Raw genomic sequence first — 1,269 nt, 5'->3', positions numbered from 1 at the left:
TGTTTGGACCGGAGACATCGCGAACAGGTGTTCGGAGACATCGCGAACAGTTTTTGATGTTATCGCTTGAGAGCATTGAGGTCGATTGTTTCTATTTTCTGGTGTCGGAAGAAAGCATCGAAGACGCCGTCTGTTGCGGTTGGCCGGAAGGCGACGACCTTCCTGGCAAATGCCTTGCCAAGCTTGAAGGCGCATCCGAGGAGGCTGACAACCCCGGTCTGCTGGACGCGGCGGACAAGATCGTCCGTTGCATAGTCGAACGGCTCGATGGCTTCGCGATATTGTCGCGGTGATATCCTGTAGCGATCGAGCGGGACGCCGCCGCCGAGGGCATCATGCGGACGCTGGGCATTGTAGATGTGGCGCCAGCGGTCGAAGGCGGCCTGGGCTTGAGCGAGATCGGCAAAGGGCGGCCCCTGCAGGGCTTCGGCCTTGAGCGAGCGATGGAAGCGTTCTTCCTTGCCCAGTGTCTGTGGATGATAAGGTCTGGAGTGGCTGACGCCGATACCGATCTCGATCAGCCAAACGGTCAAGACGGTGAAGTCGCCGCCACCGCCGCTGCCCCATGGCGCACCATTGTCGACGGCAATGCGCAGAGGTAGGCCATAGCGGCGGAAGGCTGCAACAAGGCAGGCCTTTACTGTTGCGGTCGTCTGATTGGCGCAGGCGCCGAGCAGGACGCAGAAGCGCGAATGATCGTCGAGCACGGTGAGTGGATGCAGCCGGCCGGCTCGCATGGCAACGTGCCCCTTGAAGTCCATCTGCCACAGATCGTTGGGGGCCTTGTGCTCGAAGCGTATGAAGGGCTTGGCGCCGCCGCCCATCGCACCAAGTGCGACACCGTTGCGCTGAAGGATGGCCGTGACCGTCGAGGCCGCGGGATGCGTGTGTTCGGTGCGCGCTACCACGCGGGCGATCTTGCGCCCGCCCCAACTGGGATGTTCGGCTCGGATCGAAAGCACGGCCGCCTCCATCTGCGAGGTGCTTTTGCTCGGGCTCGATCGAGGACGCCGGGAGCGCTCCACAAGCCCGGCTTCGCCTTCCGAAAGATAGCGGGCGATCAGCTTATGGCCGCACGTCCGCCCGATCCCGAACTGTCGGCAAAGCGCGCTTACATTCGCGCCCTCCATCGACGCCAATCGGACAAATTCCAGTCTCTGGCTCACCACGCTTCTGTCCCCGAACGGCATCCCGAATCTCCTGCGCCAAACGCAAGAAACTGTTCGCGATGTCTCCGAACACCTGTTCGCGATGTCTCCGGTCCAAACA

1 protein-coding gene is annotated in these 1,269 nt (G+C 61.8%); it reads right to left on the bottom strand.

What is annotated here, in order from left to right; genetic code table 11:
- Positions 1-59 precede the first annotated feature (59 nt).
- Positions 60-1,190, bottom strand: a complete 1,131-nt coding sequence (locus A3AU_RS0127435) for an IS481 family transposase (RefSeq protein ID WP_027055716.1) — start codon at positions 1,188-1,190, stop codon at positions 60-62.
- Positions 1,191-1,269 lie beyond the last annotated feature (79 nt).

Origin of the sequence: Mesorhizobium erdmanii USDA 3471 (assembly GCF_000472705.1) — a bacterium.
Lineage (GTDB): Bacteria > Pseudomonadota > Alphaproteobacteria > Rhizobiales > Rhizobiaceae > Mesorhizobium > Mesorhizobium erdmanii.
This window is presented reverse-complemented; position numbering and strand designations above follow the sequence as displayed.

Excerpts from the sequence above, each read along its gene's own strand:
- A3AU_RS0127435 (WP_027055716.1), bottom strand. The coding sequence starts at position 1,190 with ATGCCGTTCGGGGACAGAAGCGTGGTGAGCCAGAGACTGGAATTTGTC.